This window comes from Micromonospora sp. NPDC002411 (assembly GCF_053592955.1).
The window spans coordinates 1-2377 of record NZ_JBSFBM010000573.1; the positions used below are offsets into that span (position 1 = coordinate 1).

The window sequence follows — 2377 nt, forward strand, 5'->3', positions numbered from 1 at the left end:
GGTCGACTCCTCCGGCCCGGTCGGCGCATCCGAAGCCGTCGACTCCTGCCCAGGCGCCTGCGGCGGCAGCGTCGCATCGTGGTACGACCGCGCGGTCTCCGGGTCCAGTGAGAGGTTGAACTGGTCCTCCCAGCGGAACTCGAACCGCGCCTTGGACAGCGCGTCGTCCCACGCCTGCGCCCCCGGGTGCCCCTTGGCCAGGTCCGCAGCGTGGGCGGCGATCTTGTACGCGATCACGCCCGCCTTCACGTCGTCGCGGTCCGGGAGGCCGAGGTGCTCCTTCGGGGTGACGTAGCAGAGCATCGCGGTGCCGAACATGCCGATCATCGCGGCGCCGATCGCCGAGGTGATGTGGTCGTAGGCCGGCGCGATGTCGGTGGTCAGCGGACCGAGCGTGTAGAAGGGCGCCTCGTGGCACCACTCCTGCTGGAGGTCCACGTTCTCCTTGATCTTGTGCATCGGCACGTGGCCCGGGCCCTCGATCATCACCTGGACGTCGTACTCCCAGGCGACCTTCGTGAGCTCGCCCAGGGTGCGCAGCTCGGCGAACTGCGCCTCGTCGTTGGCGTCCGCGATCGAGCCGGGGCGTAGCCCGTCACCGAGGGAGAACGTCACGTCGTACTTCGCGAGGATCGCGCACAGCTCCGCGAAGTTGGTGTAGAGGAAGTTCTCCTCGTGGTGCGCCAGGCACCAGGCTGCCATGATCGAGCCGCCGCGCGAGACGATCCCGGTGACCCGGTCCACGGCCAGCGGCACGTACGGCAGCAGCACCCCGGCGTGCACCGTCATGTAGTCCACGCCCTGCTCGGCCTGCTCGATGACGGTGTCCCGGAACGCCTCCCAGCTCAGCTTCACCGGGTCGCCGCCGACCTTCTCCAGGGCCTGGTAGATCGGCACGGTCCCGATCGGCACCGGCGAGTTCCGCACGATCGCCTCCCGGGTCTCGTGGATCCGCTTACCCGTGGACAGGTCCATCACGGTGTCCGCGCCCCACCGGGTGGCCCAGGTGAGCTTCTCCACCTCCTCGGCGACCGACGAGCTGACCGCCGAGGTGCCGATGTTGGCGTTCACCTTGACCAGGAACGCCTTACCGATGATCGCCGGCTCACACTCCGGGTGGTTGACGTTCAGTGGCAGCACCGCCCGGCCGGCGGCGATCTCGGCGCGCACGAGTTCCGGGTCGACGTTCTCGCGGATCGCCACGAACTCCATCTCCGGCGTCACCACACCGGCCCGCGCGTACGCGAGCTGCGTGGGTCGACGACCGTCCACACCGGCCAGTGGAGTGCCCGCACCCCGTACCGGTGCCACATCGCCCCGCTCGGCGATCCACGGGCCTCGCAACGCGGGCAACCCCACCGACGGGTCCGACCCCGGACCGGACGTGTCGTAGAGCCGTACCGGCGGATGGTCCCCGGTCAGCTCCACCTCCGCGAACGGCACCCGGACGTCCGGCCGTGAACCCTCGACGTACACCTTGCCTCGTGCCTGCATGACAGCCTCCCTGGTGATCAAGCGGACCAGCCGAAGTGGTTCAGCGGTCCGCGCCCCGCGCCCAGCTCCCAACTCCGCGCGCCATCCAGCGCACGGAGCACGTACTCCTTGGCGGCCCCCACCGCCGCCGGCACCGGATCGCCCAGCGCGAGCCGCACCGCGATCGCCGCCGAGAACGAACACCCGGTGCCGTGGGTGTGCCGTGTGTCCACCCGTGGGGCGCGCAGCAGAGTGGTGACGCCGTCGCCGTGCAGCACGTCGACCGCCTCGCCGCCGTCCAGGTCGCCGCCGGTGACCACCACGTACTCGGGTCCGCCGGCCGCGAGCGCCTCGGCGGCGACGACCATCGCGGCCACGTCGTCGACCGGGCGTCCGGTGATAGCCGCGGCCTCCGCGCAGTTCGGCGTCGCCACGGTGGCGTACGGCAGCAGCCGCTCCACCGCGCTCACCACGCCTAGCCGGTGACCACTGGTGGCGACCAGCACCGGGTCGACGACGAGGTGGGGCAGTCGACCGGCCCGTGCGGCCTCGGCCACCACGTCGGCGACCGCGGGGGTGCCGAGCATTCCCGTCTTCACGGCGGCGACGGTGAAGTCGGCGAGCACGCTGTCCAACTGCTCGGTGACAGTGCGCGGAGGCATCGGCAGGACGGCGTCGACACCCCGGGTGTTCTGCGCGGTGACCGCCGTGAGGACGCTGGTGCCGTACGCGCCCAGCGCCGCGAAGACCTTGAGGTCCGCCTGGATTCCTGCGCCGCCGCCGGAGTCTGAGCCGGCGATGGTGAGGGTGGTTATCGGGGTCATGGCTTTTCCCTGGTTGCGGTTGGGGGCTGCGGCCGACCGTGCCCACTCCGGGCGGTCAGGCTTGATCCCTGCGTGGGCAC

General features: G+C 71.0%; 2 protein-coding genes. Both read right to left on the minus strand.

The features are described from left to right. The coding region (thiC, locus tag ACWCO3_RS34025) for a phosphomethylpyrimidine synthase ThiC (protein ID WP_450014072.1) at positions 1 to 1494 on the minus strand (1494 nt) is incomplete at its 3' end. 17 nt (positions 1495 to 1511) lie between these two features. Further along, on the minus strand, positions 1512 to 2297 hold the full coding sequence (gene thiD / locus ACWCO3_RS34030) for a bifunctional hydroxymethylpyrimidine kinase/phosphomethylpyrimidine kinase (RefSeq protein ID WP_450014074.1): 786 nt from the start codon (positions 2295 to 2297) through the stop codon (positions 1512 to 1514). Positions 2298 to 2377: the final 80 nt, after the last annotated feature.

What these genes read in the sequence shown, in the direction of transcription:
- thiD (WP_450014074.1), bottom strand. Translation starts at nt 2,297, where the DNA reads ATGACCCCGATAACCACCCTCACCATCGCCGGCTCAGACTCCGGCGGC.